This is a genomic window from Desulfomicrobium baculatum DSM 4028 (genome assembly GCF_000023225.1).
GTDB lineage: Bacteria > Desulfobacterota > Desulfovibrionia > Desulfovibrionales > Desulfomicrobiaceae > Desulfomicrobium > Desulfomicrobium baculatum.
Genome location: NC_013173.1, coordinates 174890 through 197485, shown reverse-complemented (window position 1 = coordinate 197485; position 22596 = coordinate 174890). Strand labels below are relative to the sequence as shown.

The following is a 22596-nucleotide window of genomic DNA, read 5'->3' as shown; positions in this document are numbered from 1 at the left end:
GACAATGACCCCGGAACAACGCCGCGAAATCAGAACGCGCATCGAGAAGCGCATGGAAGAACTCAAAACCACCATCGCCCAGCTGCAGGAAACCTCCAAGCCCGTGTCTTTGGACCAGCCCATCGGACGACTGTCGCGCATGGACTCCATGGCCAACCAGGCCATCAGCGAACAGCGCCTGACGGATTCCAGACGAACCCTGATGCGGCTTGAACGCGCCCTGGACAGAGTTGACGACGAACATTTCGGGGTCTGCGCCGAATGCGGTGAGGACATCGCCGTCGGCCGTCTGCTGGTCATGCCCGAAGCCACGCTGTGCGTGGACTGCGCGGAGTAGGCCCCCTCATGCCCGCCAGCGCCATTCGCCACATTCTGGCCACGGGACAGACCTTGTGCTTCGACGCTGAAGGAAAGCCCGTGGACTGCGCAGGCAGCGGGCAGGATGGGGAATTCCGAACCGGACTCCCCTGGCCCGAACCTCGATTCGAGTTACTGGAAAACGACCTCGTTTTGGACCGGCTGACAAGCCTCGTCTGGCCGCGCACGGCCAGCCTGGGGGACTTTCCCATGTCCTGGACCGAAGCCCTGTCCGCCGTGAAGCTCATGAACGAGGGAAACGCCTTCGACCATGCCGACTGGCGATTGCCGAACCGCCGCGAGCTTTCCAGCCTGGTCAGCTACAGCCATCACCGCCCGGCCCTGCCCGCCGGGCATCCCTTCACGGTCAGCCAGACCTGGTACTGGACCTCGACCACGGCCAGCCTGGCGCCGGCCTACGCTTGGCACGTGCATCTGGAAGGCGGGCGCATGTTCTACGGTGACAAGACCCGCGACGCCATGGTCTGGCCGGTGCGCGGCAAAAGCCCCGTTCTTTCGCGCACCGGACAGCGGCGCTGCTGGGACGCTTTCGGGACAATCATCGACTGCGCCGCGACGGGTCAGGACGGGGATCTACGCAGCGGCGCGCCGTGGCCGGAACCGCGTTTTGACATGGAAGAAGACGGGGTGCGCGATCTGCTGACCGGACTTTTGTGGACCAGATCAACGGACCAATGCGGGATCTGCGCCTGGGAAGACGCGTTACGGGAGGCAAAAAAGCGGAGCAAGAAAGGCCGCAAATGGCGCCTGCCGAGCATCCGCGAGCTGGAATCGCTGGTCGACGCCGAGCACCACAACCCCGCCCTGCCCTCGAATCATCCTTTCACGGACATCCGCGAAGCCTACTGGTCCTCGACCAGCAGCGCCTATGGCCCGGACTGGGCCTACTGCCTGTACCTGCACAAGGGAGCCGTGGGCGTGGGTTTCAAGGCCAAGCGGGAATTTCACGCCTGGTTCGTGGCCGCCTGAATACGACGCGGCCTCATTCAGGCTCGATACGCACCGCACAGACCTTGAACTCCGGAATCCTGGCCGCCGCGTCGTGGGCGGAATTGGTCAAAACGTTGGCCGCCGCCTCAGCGAAATGGAAAGGAATGAAAACCATGCCTGGCGCGACCCGGTCCGTCAGCAGGGCCGTGACCGTGATCTCCCCCCGCCTCGACGCGACACGGACCTGCTGACCGGATACGATTTGAAGCCGCTTCGCATCCTCCGGATGAATCTCTGCCTGGCATGCGGGCACCAGCCTGTTCAGCCCCTCGTTTTTGCGGGTCATGGTGCCGGTGTGGTAATGCTCAAGCACCCGGCCGGTACTGAGCAGAAAAGGATAGTCCGCGTCGGGCATCTCCGCCGGGACTTGCGCATGCGTGGGCACAAAACGCCCCCTGCCCCGGGGAAAAGTCTCGCGGTGCAGGAGGGGGGTACCGGGATGGGCCGCATCCGGACAGGGCCAAACAAGGCCCTCGCGTTTGATGCGACGGTAGTCGATGCCGCCGTATATGGGCGCGGCCAGAGCGATCTCGCGCATGATCTCCCCGGGATGATCATACCCCATGGATACGCCCAGACGCGGTCCCAGAAGATTCAAAATGCGCCAGTCGGGAAGCGCCTGACCCGGACACGGCACGGCCGCGCGCACGCGCTGCACGCGGCGGTCGGTGTTGGTGAAGGTGCCGTCCTTTTCCAGCGCGGACGCCGCAGGCAGGACCACGTCGGCCAACCGCGCCGTCTCGGTCAGAAAAATGTCCTGCACGACCAGAAAATCAAGACCCGCCAGCCGGGCTTGCACATGGGAAACATCCGCATCCGACACGGCAGGGTTCTCGCCCATGACGTACATGGCCCGGACCTGCGGAGTGGCGAACATCTCCGTGGCGGTCAGGCCGGGATTCTTGGATAAGGACGTCTTCCACAGGCTTTCCATCCGGCCCAAAGCAGCATCGTCGTCCACCCGCCCGTATCCGGGCAAGACGCCCGGCAAGCCGCCCATGTCGCAGGAGCCCTGCACGTTGTTCTGCCCACGCAACGGATTGATCCCCGCCCCCGGCCGCCCGACCTGTCCGCAGAGCAGGGCCAGATTGGCCAGGGCCAGCACCGTGTCCGTGCCGCAGGTGTGCTGGGTGATGCCCATGCAATACAGGATCGTCGCCGCCCCAGCGCGGGCATACAGGCGGGCCGCCCGCTCAAGATCGACGGCGGGAATTCCGGTCGCGGACTGCACGTATTCGGGGGTATACGGACCTAACGCCGCGCGCAATTCCTCGAACCCTTCGGTGCGGCTGCCGATGAAAGCACGGTTTTCCAGGCCTTCGCGCAGAATGACGTGCATGAGCCCGTTGATCCAGGCGATGTCCGTGCCGGGCCTGGGCCGCAGCCAAAGACTTGCGTGACGGGTCAGGCCGACGGCGCGCGGGTCCACGACCACAAGCGTGGCTTTGGTGCGGGCCAAGCGCTTGATGCGGCTTGAGAACACGGGGTGCGTCTCGGTGGTGTTGGAGCCGGTGACCAGAATGACCTCGGCATTGTCGAGATCAGCCATGGGATTGGTCGCCGAGGCGCTGCCGAAAGCCCGTACCAGGGCCACCAGGGAGGAGGCGTGACACAGCCGCGCGCAATGATCCACGTTGTTGGTGCCAAGACACCGCGCCAGCTTCTGGAAGAGATAGTTTTCCTCGTTGGTGCAGCGGGCCGAGGCCAGAAAGCCCAGGGCCTGCGGCCCGTGCTCTTCACGCACGGCCAGAAGTCGGGACGCCACCAGATCAAGCGCCTCGTCCCACCCGGCAGGGACAAGCTCTCCGTCCCGCCGTATGAGCGGGGTGGTCAGGCGATCGGGATGGGCGGTGAAATCCAGGGCAAAGCGGCCCTTGACGCACAGGCTGCCTTCGTTATGCCCGTCCTCAGCTCCCCGCACGTGCCGGATGCGGCCGCCCTGCACATACACATCCATCTGGCAGCCCACCCCGCAATACGGGCAGGTCGTGCGCACCGGGCGCGTCTCGCACAGACGCGGCTTGCGGCGGGCATCCGTCATGCTGAGCGCCCCTGTCGGGCAGACCTGCAGGCACTCGCCGCAAAACACGCAGTCCGACTCGGCCAGAGTGGTATCGCATCCGGCCACGATCTTGGTGGCCGCGCCACGGTAGCCGAAGTCGATGGCTTCGTTGACCTGCACCTCGTTGCAGGCCTGCACGCAGCGGCCGCAGAGGATGCATTTGGAAAAATCGCGGACGATGAACGGGTTGCCGGTCTCGGGCCGGTAGCGCGGCTTCGTGCGCTCAAAGGTTCCTGTGCCCACGCCGTAGCGGTAGGCCAGGCTCTGCAAAGTGCAATCACCAGCAGCCGGGCAGAGCAGGCAGTCGTGATTTCCGGAGTCCAGCATGAGGCGCAGGACCGTCTTGCGGGCGCGGATCACGCGCTCGGAATCGGTATGTACGATCATGCCCTCGGACGCAGGCGCCGCGCAGGACGCGACCAGCGTGCGTGCGCCCCAGACCTCGACCACGCAGATGCGGCACGCGCCGGTGGGCGTGCAGCCGGGCAGATGGCACAGGGTCGGAATGAAGATGCCGTGGTCCGTGGCCACTTCGAGAATCGTCTGTCCGGGAGAAAAGACGCACGGCGTATCGTTGATGGTCAGTTCCATGGTCTCTCCGTCAGTCGATGCAGTCAAAGGGACAGGCCGAAAAACAAGCCAGGCACCGCACGCATTTCTCGCGGTCGATGCGGGCGGTCTGTTTTTTGGCCCAGATCACGGCCCCGGCCGGACAGGCCTTGTGGCACAGCCCGCATTTGCGGCAGCGCGACTCGTCCACCTCGAATTTGAGCAGGGCCACGCAGCGCTTGGCCGGGCAGCGCTTGTCCATGATGTGGGCCTCGAATTCGTCCCGGAAATGGCGCAGGGCCGAGAGGATCGGATTGGATGCGGTCTGGCCCAGACCGCACAAGGATGCATCGGTGATCACGGCGGCCAGATCCTCCAGGGTGCGCAGGTCGCCGGGCGCGCCCCGTCCTTCGCAGATGCGGGTCAGGATTTCGAGCTGACGTCTGGTCCCCTCCCGGCAGGGCGTGCACTTGCCGCAGGACTCGTCCTGGATGAAGTCCATGAAGAAGCGGGCCATGTCGACCATGCAGGTGCGGTCGTTCATGACGATGACCCCGCCCGAACCCATGATGGCCCCGGCCTTGGCGATGGCCTCGTAGTCCACGGGCGTGTCCAGCAGGTGCGCCGGGATGCTCCCGCCGGACGGGCCGCCCAGCTGCACGGCCTTGCACGCGCGCTTGCCGGGCACCCCGCCGCCGATGTCGTTCACCAGCACGGACAGCGGCGTGCCCATGTCCACCTCGACCAGCCCGATGTTGTTCACGTCGCCGGACAGGGCGAAGACCTTGGTGCCTGTGCTGCCCTCGGTGCCGATGCCGGCGTAGTGCCCGCCGCCGAGGCGGATGATGCGCCCGACATTTGCCAGGGTCTCGACGTTGTTCAAGACCGTCGGCCTGCCCCACAAACCCTGCTGCGCCGGAAATGGCGGCCGGGGCCGGGGCATGCCGCGACGGCCTTCGATGGAGCGCATGAGCGCGGTCTCCTCGCCGCAGACAAAGGCTCCCGCGCCCTGATAGATTTCAAGGTCAAAAGAAAAATCGCTGCCCAGGATGCTTTCCCCGAGAAGACCGAGTTCCCGGGCCTGCCCGATGGCTAAGGTCAGGCGCTGGATGGCCAGGGGGTATTCGGAGCGGCAGTAGATGTAGCCCTGATGCGCGCCGATGGCCACGGCCGCGATGATCATGCCTTCGAGCACCGCGTGCGGATCGGACTCAAGGATGGAGCGGTCCATGAACGCGCCGGGGTCGCCCTCGTCGGCGTTGCAGAGCACGTACTTCACATCGCCGGGCGAGGCGGCGGCGAACTTCCATTTGAGGCCCGTAGGAAACCCCGCCCCGCCGCGTCCGCGCAGGCCCGAAAGGCGCATTTCCTCGATGATGCCCTCCGGCGCGATGTCGAAAAGCGCCTTGGCCAGCCCCTGGTAGCCGTCGTGGGCGATGGCGTGGCCAATGTTCTCGGGGTCGATGCGCCCCTTGTTGCGCAGGGTCCAGGGCCGCTGCAGGGCAAAAAACGGGATCTCGTCCATGCTCGCCACGGCCTTGCCCGCCGGATCGCGGTACAGCAGGCGCTCCACGGGCTCAGCCCCGGCCGAGGCGACCGCATCGGCCGCATCCTCCACGCGCACCTTGCAGTACAGGATGCCGCCGGGCTGCATGATGACCACCGGCCCCAGGGCGCAGAAGCCGTTGCAGCCCGTTTCGATGACCTGCACGCAGCCCCCCTGTCGCGCAGCCTCCTCGCGCAGGGCCGCGATGAGCGGGATGGACCCCGTGGCGTGGCAGCCCGTGCCGCTGCAGCAGAAGATGCGCGGCGCGGCCGTGTCCAGAAGAGCCTTCTCCTGCTCGCGCAGGGCCAGGAGTCCGGCGCGGTCGAGTTTGTCTGACGCGCTCATTCGTAGCCCTCCAGAATTTCGCAGGCCGAGTCGGGCGTGACCCCGCCGTGGGTGTCGCGGTCCACGACCATGACCGGAGCCAGGCCGCACGCGCCCAGACAGCGCACCGGCTCCAGGCTGAAGCGGCCGCTCTCGCACGTGCCCCCGGCCTTGACGCCGAAGCGGCGCTCCACCCGGTCCAGCACCTCGCGCACACCGCGCACATAGCAGGCCGTGCCAGTGCAGACGCGGATGTTGTGCCGCCCTTTGGGTTTCAGGGAAAAGAGGGAATAGAAGGAGATGACCCCATAAACCGTGGACAAGGGCTGATTCATCCCGCTCGCGATATACCTTATGAGTTCGAGGGGAAAATATCCGACAATGTCCTGACAAAGCCGCAAAACAGTGATAAGAGAACCTTGTGTGTCACGATGCGCGGCGATAATGGCGTCTGCCTGGGCAAACTGTGCGGGAGTGAGTGGGCTCAAGGGGGAACTTCGTTTTTTGAAGGTTTTCGGGTTCAAGCTCAACAGGCCATAATGCACGGGCCGAGGATGCGCAAATCGGTTGTGAAGAGGCAGGCCGATGCCCTTCCACGACCGGCCATTGCGGTCCAGGACGAGTTTACTTACAAAAAAAAATCTGCCCGCACCGACATCGAGAGCTCCGCGCCAAAACCGACGTCTCCGCGCAATGCCTCAAGGAAAACCATGGCCTTCATCGATCCAAATTCACATCCAGCCATGCTGCGCCATGGCCTGAAAACCGGCGGCGCCGCAGTGCTGGCCTACGCCATCGCCTCTTTTTTCGATCTGAAATACGGATACTGGGCGGCCTTGTCCGCAGTCATCGTCATGCAGGTCTATGTCGCGGACTCCGTCCAGATGTGCCTCTACCGCTTATCCGGGACCGCCGTCGGGGCCGTCATCGGCATTGCCGCCATCCTGCTTTTTCCCGAGACCCCCGCCATGACGGTGCTCGCCCTGTTTCTGTCGGTGACGTTCTGCGCGTACATGACCCGCTTCAACGCCAGATACCGCATGGCCGCCATCACCGTGTGCATCGTGGTCCTGGCCGGAACCACCGATCAGGACAATCGTCTTGTCTTCGGCATGCTTCGGGTCGTGGAGATCGCTTTGGGCGTGGCTTCCGCGTTTCTGGTCAGCATCGTTCTTTGGCCGTTGCGCGCGGGAACCACGCTCAAGACCAGACTCAAGGCACGCTTCGACGACTGCGCCGGGCACTACGAGACGATCATGAACGCGTTTCTGGCCATGCAGTCCGGGCTTGATGCGCGCCTCCTCCAGCAACTGCAGACGGACCTGCTTGAAGACCGCGCCCTTTTCCAGAAGGTCCTTCGCCACGAGCGGCGGATCTACAATGAGGATACGGACCTGCTGGGGCTCAAAATCCGAACCCTCGAAAAATGCGGAGGCCATCTCCAGACCATGCTGCAAGCGTTAAACAGCGAACAAGAACAAGGCTACGAAATCTTGATGGAAAACGAACTGCGCGAACTCGTATCCAGCACCGTGGACACCATGCGCGGCATTGCCTCCGGGTCCGGCCTGCATGGAGACAAACTTGAACGCGCCCTGAAAGGGGCCGAAAACCGTTTGTGGGGATTGCGCAAAGACGGTGCGATCAGACGCTTCGATCTCCAGAAGATGATTCAATTTTTCGCCTTCTTCCACAGCGCCCAAGCCATGGGCCGGGACATCCGCACGTATGGCCAGGATCCGCTGTTCGACGTCCCGGCGCGAACGCGAGAAAAACAATGCCCACAATGATGGAAGGGATTCTGGAACGCTCGCCGGTGGTCAATGTCCGGTCATGACGTTGACCCGCCTCCAGAAAGTTTTATAAAACAAGAATGACCGATAAATTTTAGCCGAGCAAGGAAGGCATAGCCATGAAAAAATTGATTCTCATCGTACTTGTCGCCGCAATCGCCATCAGCGGCTGCGCCACCATGGATCAGCAGTCCAAAACAACCAAGGGAGCCACCTATGGCGCGGCTGGCGGCGCTGCGGCAGGAGCTATTGTGGGCCAGATCATCGGCAAGGATACCAAGGGCACCCTCATCGGCGCGGCAGCCGGAGCGGCCATCGGCGGCCTGGCCGGAGCCGGAGTCGGACGCATGATGGACAACCAGGAAGCGGATATGCGCCAGGCCCTGTCCCAGTCCGAAGAAGTGGCCGTCCGGCGCGAGGGAGACCTCCTGGCCCTGACCCTCAAAGGAGACGTGACTTTTGCCGTGGACTCCGACGTGGTCCTACCCGGCCTCTACACCGAGATTGAACGAATCGCCCAGGTCCTGGTCAAGTACCCCCAGACCACCATCGTGGTCGAGGGCCATACGGACAGCACCGGCTCCGACACCTACAACCAGGCCCTGTCCGAGCGCCGCGCCTGGAGCGTGCAGCGACTGCTTGTCGAACGCGGGGTCAACCCGTCCCGCATAACGGCCATGGGCTACGGCGAATCCCGCCCGGTGGCCACCAACGACACCCCGGAAGGCCGCCAGATGAACCGCCGCGTGGAAATCCGCGTCAATCCGAACACCACTCAGCAGCCGTACTAAGGACTCGCCCCGCCCTTGCCGGGCAACCGCCCAGCTTTCACCAATCGAACGGGCCTGCGCTGCAAAGCACAGGCCCGTTCGATTATTCATGAAGGTGATCGGATTCAAGACATTTCAAGCTTCATGAACCTGGACGAAAAAACGGCGCTCCGTCATTCATCTCCATGATCCGTGACATTCCGCAAAATTATCACATATGATGGCTTGCTCCACGGTTCCGCCTGCGCGGCGTCCGCTGTTCTCTCGCCATTTTCATCACAGAATCAAGACGTTACCCTCATAAGCGTGTCCAACTCCCGTCCGGCATGCTCCTTGCGACAAATCACGACCAACTACAACATTCAACAAGGAGAACTCTATGTCTTCGGAAAAAGGCGAGGTTTACAAATGTGAAGCGTGTGGCGCCGTCGTGCTCGTGAAAGAAGGCGGTGAGGGCGAACTCGTGTGTTGCGACCAGCCCATGGTCAAGCAATAATCTTTCAGCTTTCCTCAAAACGAATACCCCCCTGTTTTCCTGGATTTAGGAAAACAGGGGGGTATTTCAAAATGATGGAGCGGATGGGAGAAGACTGAGCAGATTTTACAGCCCTTGGGGAATTTCAATAAAAACCGGTCAATTCATTAGTGCCCTTTGAAATCTGACGGCCCGACAACGCCGCTACTCAAAAAAACCAATTCACTCCTATGCAGGGCCCCAGCGTGTTCACCCCTTGGTTGGGTTTGGACAGGCCGGCAGAGGAAAGATGAAGAAAGTGGATCTCGAAGTTGACCGCAACGTCGTCGGTAAAAAAATAGTTCACTCCAACCGCCGCTTGTTCATTGAATTGGAACGATGCGCCCAGGTCGGGGGCACGGATTTCGGTGAAGGCAATGCCCATACCGACATCGACGTAGGGAATCCAGCGCGTGCCGCTGGCAAAATTATAGCGCAAATGGGGCGTCAGTCCGATGGTCCAGTAACCATCGGAATTGACCTGCGGAGCGAGAAAGACCTCCCCGCGCACCTCGAAATTTCCTCGGTACCAGTGTCCGCCCCCCACGACATCGCCGACCATGCGGCCGTAAGAAACCGTCATCGGAAGGAGGTCGTGCCGCTCCCGGGCCCCGAAAATCTTGATTCCGTACCCCATCCCGACACCGAGACGAAACGTCTGCGTCCCGGCGCGAAAACCGTGGCCCACCGCTCCCGCCCAGATATCAGTGGACCCGGAAGGTGAAGCGTCCACCGCAATGGGCGCAGAATCGGCGGCAGGCTGAAGGTCCTCCGCATGAACTGAAAAGGGCAGGAGCAAAAGCAGGCAGACGACGAACAGGTTCATTGGTTGAAACTTCTTCACGAGCGACTCTCCTGATACGGTGTCAAACTGGCTTTAAATGGCAAATCCGGTTCGTTCGAGCGCCCCCCCTCGGTCAGCATGTTTGCATGCCGGCAAAAAGAAGGAATTTATCCCAAGACACTCTCCCCATTTAACTCATACGAGGAAGAACGTTCCTGCTCGGCAACACCTTGATCAAGCAACGATTACGCCAAGACGATCCTGCGGACAGTAGTCCGTAACAGTCTGATTTTGTAAAACAATAGCAACATTATTTAAACGTTCGAAAAGAGGCTTATGCCTGAATCCGCCGCATATACCGCAACTGGGATATATGACGGGTCGCTCGGAGAGGATCGGCCTGCCGAAAGGTGGCCCGGAAAAGCAACGGCTCCCAAAAAAGCCACCTCTGAAACTCCCAATGGCCAGGAGATGGAGAGCTAAAGACGGGAACGGATTGTGCGGAAAGGCTTCCCGTTCGGGTTGCCGAAAGAAGCAGAATTGACGGAGGCAGAAGGCTGGGCTTCAAAACGACTCAAGTTGTGTGCGTCACGTTATGTAAATTCTTCCACGGCATGACGGGTAGGCTCAAGCAGCTGGCGACCGAGAATGGGCCCCCACAAATCACGGCAGCCGGCCATAGTTTATAATATTGTCTTCGTCTCGTATTTTAGCTACTATTTGCAAAATCCAAACTAAGGGATAAAATGCTAGACTCAATCCTCAAAACTCCTCAAGAAGTCCGCTGTGATATTGCCGCCAGGGCTCAGGCTCGGCGTCTCGCGCTCAATATGAGCCAGAAGGAACTGGCAGCGCGTAGCGGTGTTTCTCTTGGTTCAGTGAAGCGCTTTGAGACAACGGGAGAAATCTCTCTGTCTTCTCTCTTGTCCATTGCAATGGTCCTTAACGACCTTGGGGCCTTTGCGGAATTGTTCATCCCTCCACGCCCAGAGAACCTGTTCACACTGGAAGAGCCCACACCCCGTAAAAGAGCCGGGAGAAAACGCCATGAATCTTGATGTCCATCTACACGCCCATGGCGAACGCCGCTATATGGGCAAGCTTGCCGAACAGGGCGGCACTATACTGTTCCAGTATGCACCGGAGTTTCTCGATTCTGGCATCAACATCTCGCCGTTTAAACTCCCCCTAAGCCCGGAGGTCAAGGAAGACCCCAAGCGCACCTTTGACGGTCTGTTCGGTGTCTTTAACGACAGTTTGCCGGACGGATGGGGGCTGCTCCTGCTGGACAGGGCCTTGCGCAAGAAAGGCACGTCTCTGCATGCCTGCTTGCCTCTTCAACGTCTTGCCATGGTGGGCACGCATGGAATGGGGGCACTCGAGTACACCCCCGCAAGTGATCGGGCCGACGAGGTTGTTTCTGTGACGGAATTGGATGCGTTGGCCGAAGAATCCCTCAAGGTCTTGCGTGACGCCCCAGTGGATGCAAACCAGTTGGACAGACTCATCCAGCTTAATGGCTCATCCGCCGGGGCCAGGCCCAAAATTCTGGTGAACGTTGCCGATGATTATTGCATTGCGCCTCAAGGCGCGGATGGAGAGCCCTGGATTATCAAATTTCGCTCCACGCACGAGTCACCAGATACCGGGCTGATGGAATATACTTACTCCATCGCCGCCAGAGAAGCCGGGCTCGATATGCCTGAGACACATCTCTTCCCGTCCGAGACCACACCAGGCTACTTTGGCGTCAAACGCTTTGACAGAATACAGGGCATGAAAGTGCATGTGCACACCGCCTGCGGCCTGCTGCACGCCTCGCATCGCGAACCGTCGCTAACCTATGAAAGTCTGTTGCGCCTGACACTGCTGCTCACCAAGGACATGCGCGAAGTACAAAAGATGGTCCGCCTCATGGTGTTCAACGTGCGTTCCGGCAACAAGGACGATCATTCTAAAAACTTTTCCTTCCTGCTGGACAAGGATAATCAGTGGCGCATGGCCCCGGTTTATGACCTGAACCCTTCCGAAGGTATCAACGGGGAACAGACCTGCATGGTGAACAACAAAGGGCTGAACATTACCGAAAAGGATCTGCAGGCCGCAGCCGCCACCATTGATGTTGACGCACGGACAGTGCGTGAAATGATCCAGCAGGTGGATGAGGCTTTGGCGAAGGCGAAAAAATAGAACTGGCTGCTCAGATGGAAGCCTTCATTGCCGAGTTGTGAGAGACTTCTAGGGGGGGACGAGGGCAGATCCCGAATCTTGAACTACTCAACCCTGATAACATAACCAGTCAACCGGAATCGATGGCCGCAGTGGACCATTGAATAAAGAATAAGGGCCTGGATTTTTACATCCAGGCCCTTGAATTATTTAAATGGCGGAGAGGGTGGGATTCGAACCCACGTACCGGGGATTAGCCGGTAACTCGATTTCGAGTCGAGCGCGTTACGGCCGGACTTCGCTACCTCTCCGCGAGGTTTTTTGAAATTTTCTTTTCCTGGCGGCGTTTCTGGAAAAAGCCGCTCAGTTTCGCGCTGCATTCCTGCTCAAGCACCCCGCCCAAAGACCAGAAATGATGGTTGCTCCAGGGCAGCTCGGTGCCGCTCATGCGGCTGACCAGGCATCCGGCCTTGGGGTCTTTGGCCGCGTAGACTACCCCGGCCAATCTGGCCTGAATGACCGCGCCCAGGCACATGATGCAGGGCTCCAGGGTGACCACCAGGACCGCATCGGTCAGGCGGTGATTTCCGACTTTCGCGCCAGCCTGACGCAGGGCCAGAATTTCGGCGTGGGCCGTGGGGTCGTTTTCAAATATGGTCCTGTTTTCGCCCCGGCCCAGGATACGGCCATTCCCGTCGACCACCACCGCGCCCACCGGGACGTCTCCCCGCCCTTCTGCCAGACCTGCAAGCTGCAGGGCTTCGCACATGAAGGGCTCCCAGATCAGCAGGTCATCCAGGCCCGGCGTCGGGGAAGGCGCACAGTAGAAAGTCACGGGGGCGCTGTCAATGATCTTTGCATCCTCTTTGGACACGTTTTATGACCGCCTATTTGGCCTTCAGATACTCGATCCCGCCCTTGAGCAGATCCGTGCCCAGAGTGGACGTCTCGCCCCTGGTCCAGCGCGGATGGTTGGTCGGGTGGTTGTAGGCCTCGGGATGCGGCATCAGTCCCAGAATCCGACCGGAAGGATCGGTCAGCCCGGCGATGCCCAGAGGCGAGCCGTTGGGGTTGGCCGGGTACTCCTGGGTCACTTCCTTCGTCTCTGGGTCCACGTACTGCAGGGCGATGAGGTTCTGCGCCTGCAGGCGCGGCAAGGTCGACTCGTCGCCGGGCACGAGCTTGCCCTCGCCGTGACGCACGGGAACATAGAGATAGTCGAGGCCCTTGGTGAACACGCAGGGGGAATCCGCATTGATTTTGAGTGTCACCCAGCGGTCCTCGTACTTGGCCGAATCATTGTGGCTGAGCGAAACTTGGCGGGTGAAATAGGCCCCGTCCAGAGCGGGCAGCAGGCCGAGTTTGACCAGCAGTTGAAAGCCGTTGCAGATACCCAGAATGAGGCCCCCGGCGTCGAGAAAGCTTTTGAGTTCTTCCATCAGCGACTTGCCGCTCGCGGTCTTCATGTGCCGCCAGCGCAGGGCCGCCGCCTGGGCCGAGCCAAGATCGTCGCCATCGAGAAAACCGCCGGGCAGGATCAGAAAATTGTAGTCGGCCAGCGCAACCTTGTCCGCCGTCAGGTCGGAAAAATAGGCGATAGTGGTCTGGTCCGAACCAGCCTGATCCGCCGCAAAGGCGCATTCCCGCTCGCAATTAGTACCGTAGCCGGTAATTACCAATGTTTTGACCTGAGCCATCACCCCTCCAAAAACGGCCGTAGCCGTGCTGTTTGATTAAGTACCCAAGCCCATTACAGTCCAAGCAAAACCGGCGCAAGCCTGAAAATCGGCCTTTCGGACTGTTTGCACTCCGCGTTCTTTCTGCTATTGAACCCAAGGTGTTTGCAGGACACCAGGGGCCGCTTGACAAGCCGGAAGTCCGCTGCCAATTGTGCCGGCGGACATACGGATGTCAAATTTCGGGCTGCCGACAGGTGGCCCATTTGTTTTGTGGACCATGTCTGACCCGCAATGCGCGGACTCAGACCGAAGAACTATTCAGGTGAGCGAGGCAGCGATGAACACCAAATTCATTTTTGTGACCGGCGGGGTATTGTCCTCTCTGGGTAAAGGACTGGCCGCCGCATCCATCGCGGCTCTGTTAAAGGCGCGGGGGCTTCGGGTTTCCATCCAGAAGCTTGACCCGTACATCAACGTCGACCCGGGCACCATGAACCCCTTCCAGCACGGCGAAGTCTACGTCACCGACGACGGCGCCGAGACGGATCTGGATCTTGGGCACTACGAGCGCTACCTGGGCACCCACTTGAGCCAGCGCAACAACTACACGTCCGGGCGCATCTACAACACCGTCATCACCAAGGAGCGCCGCGGCGACTACCTCGGCGGCACGGTGCAGGTCATCCCGCACATCACCGACGAGATCAAATCGTCCATCCTCAGCCTGGCCAGCGACGACCTGGACGTGACCCTGGTCGAGATCGGCGGCACCGTGGGCGACATCGAGGGCCTGCCCTTCCTGGAGGCCATCCGCCAACTGCGCGCGGACCTCGGCAAGGACAACGTCCTCTACATCCATCTGACGCTGGTGCCCTACATCAAGACCGCGGGCGAACTCAAAACCAAGCCCACCCAGCATTCCGTCAAGGAACTGCGCAGCCTGGGCATCCAGCCGGACATCATCCTCTGCCGCTCCGAAGTGGACCTTGGCGACGACATCAAGCGTAAAATTTCACTGTTCTGCAATGTGGACCGGGACGCGGTCTTCACCGCCATCGACGTCAACCACATCTATGAACTGCCCCTGACGCTTTATCATGAGGGCGTGGACCAGAAGATCGCCATCCTGCTGCGTCTGGCGGCCAAAAATCCGGATCTGCAGGAATGGAAGGATCTCGTCTACAACCTGCACAATCCCAAAACCGAAGTCAGCATCGCCATCGTCGGCAAGTACGTGGACTTGAAGGAAGCCTACAAGAGCCTGCATGAGGCCCTGACCCACGGCGGCGTGGCCAACAGCGCGGCCATTCGTTTTCTGTATGTCAATTCCGAAGAGATCACGTCCGAGAATGTGGCCGCCATGCTCGCTTCCGCCGACGGCATCCTCGTTCCCGGCGGCTTCGGCATTCGCGGCGTGGAAGGCAAGATCGCGGCCATCACCTACGCCCGCGAAAACAAGATCCCCTTCTTCGGCATCTGCCTCGGCATGCAGTGCGCGGTCATCGAATACGCCAGAAACGTCATGGGCCTGACCAAGGCCAACTCCGAGGAATTCGACCTGACCACGCCGGACCCGGTCATCTATCTGATGAAGGAATGGTTCGATTTCCGCAAGAAATGCGTGCAGCGCCGCGACATGACCAGTGAGAAGGGCGGGACCATGCGTCTTGGCGCCTACCCCTGCGTGATCGAAAAAGACACCCGCGCCTTCGAAGCCTACAATGCCGTCGAGGTCTCCGAGCGCCACCGCCACCGCTACGAATTCAACAGCTCCTACCAAAGCCGCTTCGAGGATGCCGGCCTGACCATCAGCGGCCTGTCCCCGGACAAGAGCCTGGTCGAGATCGTGGAGATCAAGGATCATCCGTGGTTCCTGGGCTGCCAGTTCCATCCGGAGTTCACCTCCACCCCCATGCAGCCGCATCCGCTGTTCCGTGAATTCATTCGCGCGGCCGTGGCCAACAAGAAACCCGAGTAGAATACCATGATTGATTGTTCCACCCTGGTCGCCGGACGCCCGTTCCTCATCGCCGGTCCCTGCGTACTCGAAAGCCTGGACCTGGCCATGACCGTGGCCGTGGAGCTGCAGGCCATCGCCCGCGACCTGAACCTGCCGCTCATCTTCAAGAGTTCCTACGACAAGGCCAACCGCACGGCCGGAGCGAGCTTTCGAGGCCCAGGGCTGGACATGGGCCTTGATTGGCTGGCCCAGATCAAGAGCCGCACCGGGCTGCCCGTGATCACGGACATCCATGAGCCGCGCCAGGCCTCCCTGGTGGCCGAAGTGGCCGACGTGCTGCAGATCCCGGCCTTCCTCTGCCGCCAGACCGACCTCTTGCTGGCCGCCGCCCGCACCGAGCGCATCGTGAACATCAAGAAAGGCCAGTTCATGGCGCCCTGGGACATGCAGGGGCCGGTGGAAAAGATCCGCTCCGAAGGCTTCGACCGCATCTGGCTGACCGAGCGCGGCTCCATGTTCGGCTACAACAATCTGGTCGTGGATTTCCGTTCCCTGATCATCATGAAGCAGTTCGGCTGCCCCGTGGTCTTCGACGCCACCCATTCGGTGCAGCTGCCCGGCGGGCGGGGCATGTCCTCCGGCGGCCAGCGCGAATTCGTGCCGCCCCTGGCCCGGGCCGCCGTGGCCTGCGGCTGCCAGGGTCTGTTCATGGAGATCCACCCGGACCCGGACAAGGCCCTGTGCGACGGTCCCAATTCCTGGCCTCTGGCCAAGGCCCGCACGCTGCTCTCCGAACTGGCTGCCATCTGGAGCATCCCCAATGAATGCTGAGCGCCTCGCCCGGGACGTGCGTCTCATGGTTCTGGACGTGGACGGGGTGCTGACCGACGGCGGCCTCTATTATGACGAATCGGGCTGCGTGCTGAAGCGCTTCAACGTCCAGGACGGACTGGCCATCAAGATGGCCCCCCAGGCGGGGCTGGAATTCGCGGTCATCACCGGCCTGGACTCTCCGGCCGTACGCCGCCGGGTAACGGAGCTTGGCATCACCCACTACCATCCCGGCCATCACCGCAAGGCCCCGGTCCTGCGCGGAATTTCCGAACAGACCGGCATCCCCCTCTCGAACATGGCCTATGTCGGGGACGACTGGGTCGACGCCGCACCCATGTCCCTGGTCGGACTGCCCATCGCCGTGCCCAATGCCCGGCCCGAAATACTCAAACTCGCCGTCTGGACCACCAGGGCCATGGGCGGCCAGGGCGCAGTGCGCGAAGCCATCGATTTCGTGCTGCGCGCCCAGGGCAAACTCGAAGACATGTGGCAGGGCTGGGTCCGGGAATGAAACGCGTGGTGATCGGCCTTTTGGCCCTTGCCGTCCTGGCCGGAATCGCCATGCTGGGAAAACGGCTGCTCTGGCCCGAACGGCTGGAGAACCTCTCCATCGAGAATCTGGACGTGGACCTCAGCCTCAAGGGCGTGAACCTAAGCCAGGGCAAGGACGGCAAAAAACTGTGGAACCTGAACGCCACGGGCGCCGACTATGCCGAAAACGGTGACGAATTGACACTCACCGACCCGATCATAGTATACTGGGGCGAGGAAGGCGGAGCACCCATTGAAGTCCGGGCTCCCGAGGGCCAGGTCTGGCAGAAAGAAGACCGGGCCAGGATGTGGGGCGGGGTTCACGGCACCCAGGGCCAATACGTGATGCGCTCCGAAACCCTTGACTACACCGGCCAAAACAGCACTCTTCTCCTCGGCGGCACGGTTGAACTGACTGGCGAATCCATGCGGGGTCGCTCAGACACTCTGACATATTTTCTGGACACAGGGGACTTCCTGGCCCAAGGCAACGTCCAGGTTATCATGAACTGACAAGCGGGTTACCAATGCGCTCACTCATACTTTTTCTCTTCCTTGCCTGCGCGACTCCACTCTGGGCCGCACAAACCGCCCCAGCCAAAGACGTCCCGGTCAAGATCACTTCCGACACCATGACCTACACCCAGAAAGGGGATCAGGTGGTCTTCACCGGCTCCGTGTACGTCATCCGCCAGGACATCCAGCTGTGGTCCGACACGCTGACCGTGCTCCTGGAAAAAAAGGAAGGCTCCGGCAATGCCACCCAGAGCGTGGCTGACGAGCAGGGGTCCATCAAAAAGATCATCGCCAAGGGCAACGTGCGCATCAAGGCCGACCAGGGCCGCACCGGCACCTGCGGCAAGGCGACCTACGAAGCCGACAAGGACCTCTTGACCATGGAAGACAATCCCATGCTCATGGAAGGCGCCAACAAGATCCAGGGCGAGGTCATAAAGCTCTTCATCAAGGAAAGCCGCAGCGAAGTTCTGGGCGGCAAAGGGCGGGTCGAAGCCATTTTCAACACCCCCGCAAGCAAGCCGGGGGCCGGGCAGTGACCACGCTGACCGGCCAGAAGCTGGCCAAGCGCTACGGGCTCAGGGATGTCGTACGCGACATCGATCTTGATGTGCGCCAGGGCGAGGTGGTTGGCGTCCTGGGACCCAACGGGGCCGGCAAAACGACGACCTTTTACATGCTGGCGGGCATCGTGCCGCCGACGCGGGGCCAGGTTCTTCTGGACGGCATGGACATCACCCGCTGGCCTTTGCACAAAAGGGCCCGCGCAGGCATGAGCTATCTGCCGCAGGAGAGCTCGATCTTTCGAAAACTCACCGTGCGCCAGAACCTGCAACTGATCCTGGAATACTCCGGTTTTTCCAAGGACGAGCAGCAGCGCACGGCGGACAGGCTTCTGGACGAGCTGGGCATCACCCGACTCGAGGGTCAACTGGCGGCCTTTCTGTCCGGTGGAGAACGCCGCAGGCTGGAAATTGCCCGCGCCCTGATCCAGAATCCCAAATTCATTCTTCTGGACGAACCCTTCGCCGGCATCGACCCCCTGGCCGTGGACGACATCCAGACCATCATCCAGGACCTTCGCGGCAAAGGCATCGGCGTGCTTATCTCCGACCATAATGTCCGTGAGACGCTTCAGATCTGCGACCGGGCGTACCTGGTCTACGACGGTCAGATCATCTTGAACGGCAGCCCCGAAGAGATCGTCGCCGACCCGGGCGCGCGCAAGGTGTATCTCGGCGAGGGATTCAGCCTCTAGCGGACACGATTTTCCAAGGATTGCCAGGGCCTAACCTTTATGGCAGATTCGGTACTAGGTAGTTTTCTTGTCTGCAATCCTCTGACACGGTGAGATTAAATCCATTATGGGCCTTGAACTCCGACAAAACCTCAAGCTGACGCAGCAGCTGGTCATGACCCCACAGCTGCAGCAGGCTATCAAGCTGCTCCAGCTCTCCCGATTCGAGCTCCTTGAAGCCGTTCAGCAAGAGCTCTTGGAGAACCCCATGCTTGAAGAAGGGGTCAAGGAAATTTCCGAAGAGCACGATATCCAGGCTCCGATGGAATCACGTCCCGAAGTTTCGCACGAAGACGCGGAACTGATGCGCAACGCGGACTGGGAAAACTACCTCGGCGATTTTTCAAGCACCGCCAAGCAGGTACAGTTCAAGGAGACCGAAGCCCTGGAAGAGATGATGTCCTACGAGGCCAGGCTCTCGGGCAAGCCATCCCTGGATGGGCATCTCTTGTGGCAGCTCTGCCTGTCCAACATCACCGAAGAAGAGGAGATGATCGGCGAAGCCATCATCGGCAACCTCGATTCCCAAGGCTATCTGATGAGCTCGGCCGAGGATATCGCCTCCGAAACGCTCTCTCCCCTGGCCTTGGTCGAGTCCATGCTGCATCGCCTGCAGCGCTTCGACCCCGTGGGCGTGGCCGCGCGCTCGCCCAAGGAATGCCTGCTCATTCAGCTGGAGATGCTCGGCCAGGACGATCCGATTCTCGTTTCCCTGGTGGCCGACCATCTCGAAGACATCGAAAAGCGCCGCTACAAACCGCTCCTGCGCAAGTTCAAAATCCAGATGGAAGACCTGAAAGCCTATCTGGACATCATTCAGTCCCTGGACCCCATGCCCGGAGCCAGCTACGGGAGCGAGAGCACCATCTATGTCAGCCCGGATGTTTTCGTATACGAATACGAGGGGGATTTCGTCATCGTCATGAACGACGACGGCCTACCCAAGCTGCAGCTGAGCCCCTATTACATGGACGACATGCACCTTGCGGTCAAAGGCCCGGACCGGGAATACCTGCACGACAAGATGCGATCCGCCATGTGGCTCATGAAGAGCTTGCACCAAAGGCAAAGAACATTATATAAAGTGGTTGAAAGCATTGTCAGATTCCAGCGGGGCTTTTTCGAGCACGGGGTGACCAAGCTGAAACCGCTGATTTTAAAAGATGTGGCCGACGACATTGAAATGCACGAATCCACGGTCAGCCGGATCACCACGAACAAGTACGTGGCCACCCCGCATGGCATCATGGAACTGAAATTTTTCTTCAACTCCGCGCTGGAAATGGATGACGGCACCCAGGTCGGCTCCGAGTCGGTCAAGGCCATCATCAAGAAAATGGTCAGCGAGGAGGACCCCAAGCACCCCTTCAGCGATGAAAAGATCGCGGCGGTGCTGAAGGAAACACTGGATGTGAACATCGCCCGGCGCACCGTGGCCAAGTATCGCGCGGTGCTGGGGATAGATTCTTCATCCAAGCGAAAACAAGTTTTTTGACACCCCGCCCTCGGGCCGCTCCTCTTGGACGGACCACGGGCTGACCCTCAACAATCGAGGAGGCTTCCATGAGGATTACCTTCAATTTCAAAAACTTCGATCCTTCCGACCATTTGCGCAAATACGCCAAGGACCGCTTCGGCAAGCTCGCCAAATACATGTCCGGCACGCCCGACGCCGACCTGCAGGTCAACCTCGAAGTGGAGAAATTCCGGCATATTGCCGATATAGTGCTGACGGGCAAGAATGTGCATATCTCCGCCCGCGAAGACAGCGAGGACATGTACTCCACCGTCGACATGGTCTGGGACAAGCTTGAAGCCCAGATGCGTAAGACCCGCGACAAGGACAAGAGCCGTCGCAAAAGCGGCAGCGACAGCCCTCTCATGGACGCCGGCGGTTTTGACGACGACGCGGACGCCAAGCGCAAGCCCGTTATCCAAAAGACCGAAGACGACTTCTCGCCCAAGCCCATGATCGTTGAAGAAGCCGCCCTGCAGCTCGAAAGCACGGACAATGAATTCCTTGTTTTCCTCAACGCGGAAAGTGAAAGGATCAATGTCATCTATCGTCGCAAAACCGGAGATTTCGGTTTGATCGACCCCGGGGTATAGGGAATGAAGCTTGCTGAATACCTGGACAAGGATTTGATCATCTCCGACCTCTCGGCCAGGACCAAACCCGAGGTCCTGGCCGAACTCGTTTCGCGGCTGTCGGCCAAATACCCCGATCTTGACCCCAAGCGCGTGACCCAGGTCCTCATGGATCGGGAACTGCTCGGAACCACGGGCATCGGGGATGGGATCGCCATACCCCATGGCAAGCTGGACAGTATCGATCAGGTTCTGGTCATTGTCGGCCGCAGCCACGAAGGAGTGGATTTTGCCAGTCTGGACCACAAACCGGCCAGCATCTTTTTCACGGTGCTGGCCCCTTCAAGCGTGGTCGGCCTGCATTTGAAGCTTCTGGCCACGGTCTCCCGCCTGCTAAAAGACAGCTCGTTCCGTCAGGCCTTTACCAACTCTCCCGGCCAGGAAGGGCTGTGGCAACTGCTGCAGACCGTCTAGGCCGACCGAACATGTCCGGAGAACTCCATGCAGCTGGAATCTGAACAGAAAAACGTGGTCATTGTCTCCGGCATGTCCGGTTCAGGCAAAAGCACGGCGCTCAAGGTCTTCGAGGACATGGGCTTTTTCTGTGTCGACGGGCTTCCGGCGCGCATGGCCCCGGCCCTCATCGAGCTGTTCTTCAATTCCTCGGCCAAGGAATACCCAGGGCTGGCCATGGGCATGGACCTGCGCCAACCCGATTTCGTGGGACAGTGGAAGGAAGTGCTGCTTGATATCCAGAAGTTTTCCGTGCGGCCGACAGTCATCTTCACGGATTCTTCCAACCAGATCCTGCTGCGCAGATACGCTACCACCCGCCGCCCGCATCCCCTGACCTCGGGCAACCTCGGTCTGGAAGGGGCACTGGAGAGGGAGCGGGAAATACTCGAGCCCATCCGCACCCAGGCGGATCTGGTCATCGACACGTCGCATTATTCGGTGCACGATCTGCGTCGAGTCATTCAGGACAAATGGGAGAGCCTCTCCTCCCGCAGCCAAGGCATGCGGGTGCACCTGATTTCGTTCGGCTTCAAGTACGGCGCCCCGACCGAGGCGGACGACGTCACGGACCTGCGCTTTCTGCCGAACCCCTATTTCGACGAAGCGCTGCGACCCATGTCCGGAAAGGATGAGGCCATCGCCCGCTACGTGCTGGGCAGCAACCCTGGCCGCGAGTATCTGCGCAGACTTCTTGAATTTCTGGATTTTGCCCTGCCGCTCTACGCGACGGAAGGGCGCTACCGTTTGACCATGGCCTTCGGCTGTACGGGTGGCCGACATCGTTCCGTGGCCGTGACCGAGGCAGTGCTGGCACATCTGCGCGGTCAGGGCTTCAATGTATCTGTCGAACATCGGCATTTCAGTCTTGGATAATCTGGAGGAGTAATGGTTGGAGTGATCGTGGTAACCCATGGCCAGTTTGGAAAATATCTGCTTGAAGCGGCCCAGACAATTTTGGGACCGCAGGAGCAGTGCGCCCATATAGCTGTGGAAGGAACCGTGGAAATGAGCGCGTTGCTCTCGGATCTCAAGCAAACCGTCAAACAGATGGAAACAGGCGACGGCGTGATCATCCTGACCGACATGTTCGGGGGCACTCCATCCAATATCAGCCTGTCTCTCCTGCAACCGGGCAAAGTCGACGTCCTGACCGGCGCCAACCTGCCCATGCTGCTCAGGATTCTGGGAATGCGCACCCAGGACCTGTCCCAATTGGCCACGGACGCCAAAAACGCGGCCATTCAGGGCATCGTTGTCGCCGGCGAAGTATTGACCCGCAAAATCACCGAGGCGTAA

The 22596-nt window shown here is 60.4% G+C and carries 24 protein-coding genes and 1 tRNA gene; 18 read left to right on the top strand and 7 right to left on the bottom strand.

The annotated features are described in order from the left end of the window. Nucleotides 1-4: 4 nt before the first annotated feature. Nucleotides 5-337: a TraR/DksA family transcriptional regulator gene (locus tag DBAC_RS00845; protein WP_012805381.1), complete on the top strand. Its 333-nt coding sequence runs from the start codon at nucleotides 5-7 to the stop codon at nucleotides 335-337. Nucleotides 338-345: 8 nt separating this feature from the next. After that, complete coding sequence (locus tag DBAC_RS00840) at nucleotides 346-1347, top strand: Lcl C-terminal domain-containing protein (RefSeq protein WP_012805380.1); 1002 nt, start codon at nucleotides 346-348, stop codon at nucleotides 1345-1347. A 13-nt stretch (nucleotides 1348-1360) separates the two neighbouring features. Here DBAC_RS00840 and fdhF read toward each other — a convergent pair whose 3' ends face one another. Genes fdhF through DBAC_RS00825 form a run of 3 tightly spaced genes read right to left on the bottom strand, consistent with a single transcriptional unit; the run spans nucleotide 1361 to nucleotide 6394 of the window. After that, nucleotides 1361-4021, bottom strand: coding sequence for a formate dehydrogenase subunit alpha (gene fdhF / locus DBAC_RS00835; protein WP_012805379.1), 2661 nt, complete (start codon nucleotides 4019-4021; stop codon nucleotides 1361-1363). A 10-nt stretch (nucleotides 4022-4031) separates the two neighbouring features. Further along, nucleotides 4032-5870, bottom strand: a complete 1839-nt coding sequence (nuoF, locus tag DBAC_RS00830) for an NADH-quinone oxidoreductase subunit NuoF (protein ID WP_012805378.1) — start codon at nucleotides 5868-5870, stop codon at nucleotides 4032-4034. Next, a complete protein-coding gene (locus DBAC_RS00825; protein WP_012805377.1) occupies nucleotides 5867-6394 on the bottom strand; it encodes an NADH-quinone oxidoreductase subunit NuoE family protein in 528 nt (175 codons plus the stop codon). Before DBAC_RS00825 ends, nuoF begins: the two co-directional genes overlap by 4 nt. Before the next feature lie 165 nt (nucleotides 6395-6559). On the opposite strand from DBAC_RS00825, the gene DBAC_RS00820 reads away from it, so the two are divergent. The 3 genes from DBAC_RS00820 (at nucleotide 6560) to DBAC_RS00810 (ending at nucleotide 8908) form a co-directional block, all read left to right on the top strand. Then, nucleotides 6560-7639 (top strand): FUSC family protein, encoded by a 1080-nt coding sequence (locus tag DBAC_RS00820; RefSeq protein WP_012805376.1) that lies wholly within the window; start codon nucleotides 6560-6562, stop codon nucleotides 7637-7639. 122 nt (nucleotides 7640-7761) lie between these two features. Further along, entirely contained in the window at nucleotides 7762-8433 is a 672-nt protein-coding gene (locus tag DBAC_RS00815; RefSeq protein ID WP_012805375.1) for a YiaD family glycine zipper/OmpA-like lipoprotein, read from the top strand. Between the two features lie 358 nt (nucleotides 8434-8791). Next, the gene (locus DBAC_RS00810) at nucleotides 8792-8908 is read left to right on the top strand and encodes a desulfoferrodoxin FeS4 iron-binding domain-containing protein (protein ID WP_012805374.1); all 117 of its coding nucleotides are present in this window, start codon (nucleotides 8792-8794) and stop codon (nucleotides 8906-8908) included. A 187-nt stretch (nucleotides 8909-9095) separates the two neighbouring features. Here DBAC_RS00810 and DBAC_RS00805 read toward each other — a convergent pair whose 3' ends face one another. After that, entirely contained in the window at nucleotides 9096-9770 is a 675-nt protein-coding gene (locus tag DBAC_RS00805) for an acyloxyacyl hydrolase (protein ID WP_012805373.1), read from the bottom strand. Between the two features lie 686 nt (nucleotides 9771-10456). Between DBAC_RS00805 and DBAC_RS19995 the strand changes: the two genes are divergently transcribed. Both DBAC_RS19995 and DBAC_RS00800 read left to right on the top strand, forming a co-directional pair. Continuing rightward, a complete protein-coding gene (locus tag DBAC_RS19995) occupies nucleotides 10457-10768 on the top strand; it encodes a helix-turn-helix domain-containing protein (RefSeq protein WP_012805372.1) in 312 nt (103 codons plus the stop codon). Continuing rightward, nucleotides 10758-11900, top strand: a complete 1143-nt coding sequence (locus tag DBAC_RS00800) for a type II toxin-antitoxin system HipA family toxin (protein WP_012805371.1) — start codon at nucleotides 10758-10760, stop codon at nucleotides 11898-11900. Before DBAC_RS19995 ends, DBAC_RS00800 begins: the two co-directional genes overlap by 11 nt. Before the next feature lie 194 nt (nucleotides 11901-12094). Here the strand turns inward: DBAC_RS00800 and DBAC_RS00795 are convergent. The 3 genes from DBAC_RS00795 to DBAC_RS00785 all read right to left on the bottom strand — a co-directional run bounded on the left by DBAC_RS00795 (nucleotide 12095) and on the right by DBAC_RS00785 (nucleotide 13576). Then, a tRNA-Ser gene (locus DBAC_RS00795) sits at nucleotides 12095-12190 on the bottom strand. Further along, nucleotides 12181-12753, bottom strand: coding sequence for a tRNA adenosine(34) deaminase TadA (tadA, locus tag DBAC_RS18215; protein WP_012805370.1), 573 nt, complete (start codon nucleotides 12751-12753; stop codon nucleotides 12181-12183). The genes DBAC_RS00795 and tadA overlap by 10 nt, the downstream gene beginning before the upstream one ends. Nucleotides 12754-12766: 13 nt before the next feature. Then, nucleotides 12767-13576, bottom strand: coding sequence for a phosphoribosylformylglycinamidine synthase subunit PurQ (locus tag DBAC_RS00785; protein ID WP_012805369.1), 810 nt, complete (start codon nucleotides 13574-13576; stop codon nucleotides 12767-12769). 319 nt (nucleotides 13577-13895) lie between these two features. On the opposite strand from DBAC_RS00785, the gene pyrG reads away from it, so the two are divergent. The 11 genes from pyrG (at nucleotide 13896) to DBAC_RS00730 (ending at nucleotide 22596) form a co-directional block, all read left to right on the top strand. Then, on the top strand, nucleotides 13896-15536 hold the full coding sequence (gene pyrG / locus DBAC_RS00780) for a CTP synthase (RefSeq protein ID WP_012805368.1): 1641 nt from the start codon (nucleotides 13896-13898) through the stop codon (nucleotides 15534-15536). Between the two features lie 6 nt (nucleotides 15537-15542). Beyond that, a complete protein-coding gene (gene kdsA / locus DBAC_RS00775; protein WP_012805367.1) occupies nucleotides 15543-16349 on the top strand; it encodes a 3-deoxy-8-phosphooctulonate synthase in 807 nt (268 codons plus the stop codon). After that, complete coding sequence (locus DBAC_RS00770) at nucleotides 16339-16863, top strand: KdsC family phosphatase (RefSeq protein ID WP_012805366.1); 525 nt, start codon at nucleotides 16339-16341, stop codon at nucleotides 16861-16863. Before kdsA ends, DBAC_RS00770 begins: the two co-directional genes overlap by 11 nt. Further along, nucleotides 16860-17396, top strand: coding sequence for an LPS export ABC transporter periplasmic protein LptC (gene lptC, locus DBAC_RS00765; protein WP_012805365.1), 537 nt, complete (start codon nucleotides 16860-16862; stop codon nucleotides 17394-17396). Before DBAC_RS00770 ends, lptC begins: the two co-directional genes overlap by 4 nt. Before the next feature lie 14 nt (nucleotides 17397-17410). Next, the gene (locus tag DBAC_RS00760) at nucleotides 17411-17938 is read left to right on the top strand and encodes an LptA/OstA family protein (protein WP_012805364.1); all 528 of its coding nucleotides are present in this window, start codon (nucleotides 17411-17413) and stop codon (nucleotides 17936-17938) included. Next, complete coding sequence (gene lptB, locus DBAC_RS00755) at nucleotides 17935-18657, top strand: LPS export ABC transporter ATP-binding protein (RefSeq protein WP_012805363.1); 723 nt, start codon at nucleotides 17935-17937, stop codon at nucleotides 18655-18657. Before DBAC_RS00760 ends, lptB begins: the two co-directional genes overlap by 4 nt. A 106-nt stretch (nucleotides 18658-18763) precedes the next feature. Continuing rightward, the gene (rpoN, locus tag DBAC_RS00750) at nucleotides 18764-20191 is read left to right on the top strand and encodes an RNA polymerase factor sigma-54 (protein ID WP_012805362.1); all 1428 of its coding nucleotides are present in this window, start codon (nucleotides 18764-18766) and stop codon (nucleotides 20189-20191) included. Nucleotides 20192-20259: 68 nt separating this feature from the next. Continuing rightward, nucleotides 20260-20805, top strand: coding sequence for a ribosome hibernation-promoting factor, HPF/YfiA family (gene hpf / locus DBAC_RS00745; RefSeq protein ID WP_012805361.1), 546 nt, complete (start codon nucleotides 20260-20262; stop codon nucleotides 20803-20805). A gap of 3 nt (nucleotides 20806-20808) precedes the next feature. Continuing rightward, the gene (locus tag DBAC_RS00740) at nucleotides 20809-21258 is read left to right on the top strand and encodes a PTS sugar transporter subunit IIA (RefSeq protein WP_012805360.1); all 450 of its coding nucleotides are present in this window, start codon (nucleotides 20809-20811) and stop codon (nucleotides 21256-21258) included. A 27-nt stretch (nucleotides 21259-21285) separates the two neighbouring features. After that, nucleotides 21286-22173 carry an RNase adapter RapZ gene (gene rapZ / locus DBAC_RS00735; RefSeq protein WP_012805359.1) on the top strand — a complete coding sequence of 296 codons (888 nt, stop codon included), beginning with the start codon at nucleotides 21286-21288 and terminating at the stop codon, nucleotides 22171-22173. Nucleotides 22174-22185: 12 nt separating this feature from the next. Continuing rightward, on the top strand, nucleotides 22186-22596 hold the full coding sequence (locus DBAC_RS00730) for a PTS sugar transporter subunit IIA (protein WP_012805358.1): 411 nt from the start codon (nucleotides 22186-22188) through the stop codon (nucleotides 22594-22596).

Coding starts and splice junctions, on each gene's coding strand:
- DBAC_RS00785 (WP_012805369.1), bottom strand. CDS start 13,576: ATGGCTCAGGTCAAAACATTGGTAATTACCGGCTACGGTACTAATTGC.
- DBAC_RS19995 (WP_012805372.1), top strand. CDS start 10,457: ATGCTAGACTCAATCCTCAAAACTCCTCAAGAAGTCCGCTGTGATATT.
- fdhF (WP_012805379.1), bottom strand. CDS start 4,021: ATGGAACTGACCATCAACGATACGCCGTGCGTCTTTTCTCCCGGACAG.
- rapZ (WP_012805359.1), top strand. CDS start 21,286: ATGCAGCTGGAATCTGAACAGAAAAACGTGGTCATTGTCTCCGGCATG.
- DBAC_RS00845 (WP_012805381.1), top strand. CDS start 5: ATGACCCCGGAACAACGCCGCGAAATCAGAACGCGCATCGAGAAGCGC.
- DBAC_RS00730 (WP_012805358.1), top strand. CDS start 22,186: ATGGTTGGAGTGATCGTGGTAACCCATGGCCAGTTTGGAAAATATCTG.
- DBAC_RS00740 (WP_012805360.1), top strand. CDS start 20,809: ATGAAGCTTGCTGAATACCTGGACAAGGATTTGATCATCTCCGACCTC.
- lptC (WP_012805365.1), top strand. CDS start 16,860: ATGAAACGCGTGGTGATCGGCCTTTTGGCCCTTGCCGTCCTGGCCGGA.
- kdsA (WP_012805367.1), top strand. CDS start 15,543: ATGATTGATTGTTCCACCCTGGTCGCCGGACGCCCGTTCCTCATCGCC.
- DBAC_RS00820 (WP_012805376.1), top strand. CDS start 6,560: ATGGCCTTCATCGATCCAAATTCACATCCAGCCATGCTGCGCCATGGC.
- DBAC_RS00770 (WP_012805366.1), top strand. CDS start 16,339: ATGAATGCTGAGCGCCTCGCCCGGGACGTGCGTCTCATGGTTCTGGAC.
- pyrG (WP_012805368.1), top strand. CDS start 13,896: ATGAACACCAAATTCATTTTTGTGACCGGCGGGGTATTGTCCTCTCTG.
- hpf (WP_012805361.1), top strand. CDS start 20,260: ATGAGGATTACCTTCAATTTCAAAAACTTCGATCCTTCCGACCATTTG.
- DBAC_RS00800 (WP_012805371.1), top strand. CDS start 10,758: ATGAATCTTGATGTCCATCTACACGCCCATGGCGAACGCCGCTATATG.
- DBAC_RS00840 (WP_012805380.1), top strand. CDS start 346: ATGCCCGCCAGCGCCATTCGCCACATTCTGGCCACGGGACAGACCTTG.
- nuoF (WP_012805378.1), bottom strand. CDS start 5,870: ATGAGCGCGTCAGACAAACTCGACCGCGCCGGACTCCTGGCCCTGCGC.
- DBAC_RS00810 (WP_012805374.1), top strand. CDS start 8,792: ATGTCTTCGGAAAAAGGCGAGGTTTACAAATGTGAAGCGTGTGGCGCC.
- DBAC_RS00760 (WP_012805364.1), top strand. CDS start 17,411: ATGCGCTCACTCATACTTTTTCTCTTCCTTGCCTGCGCGACTCCACTC.
- DBAC_RS00815 (WP_012805375.1), top strand. CDS start 7,762: ATGAAAAAATTGATTCTCATCGTACTTGTCGCCGCAATCGCCATCAGC.
- rpoN (WP_012805362.1), top strand. CDS start 18,764: ATGGGCCTTGAACTCCGACAAAACCTCAAGCTGACGCAGCAGCTGGTC.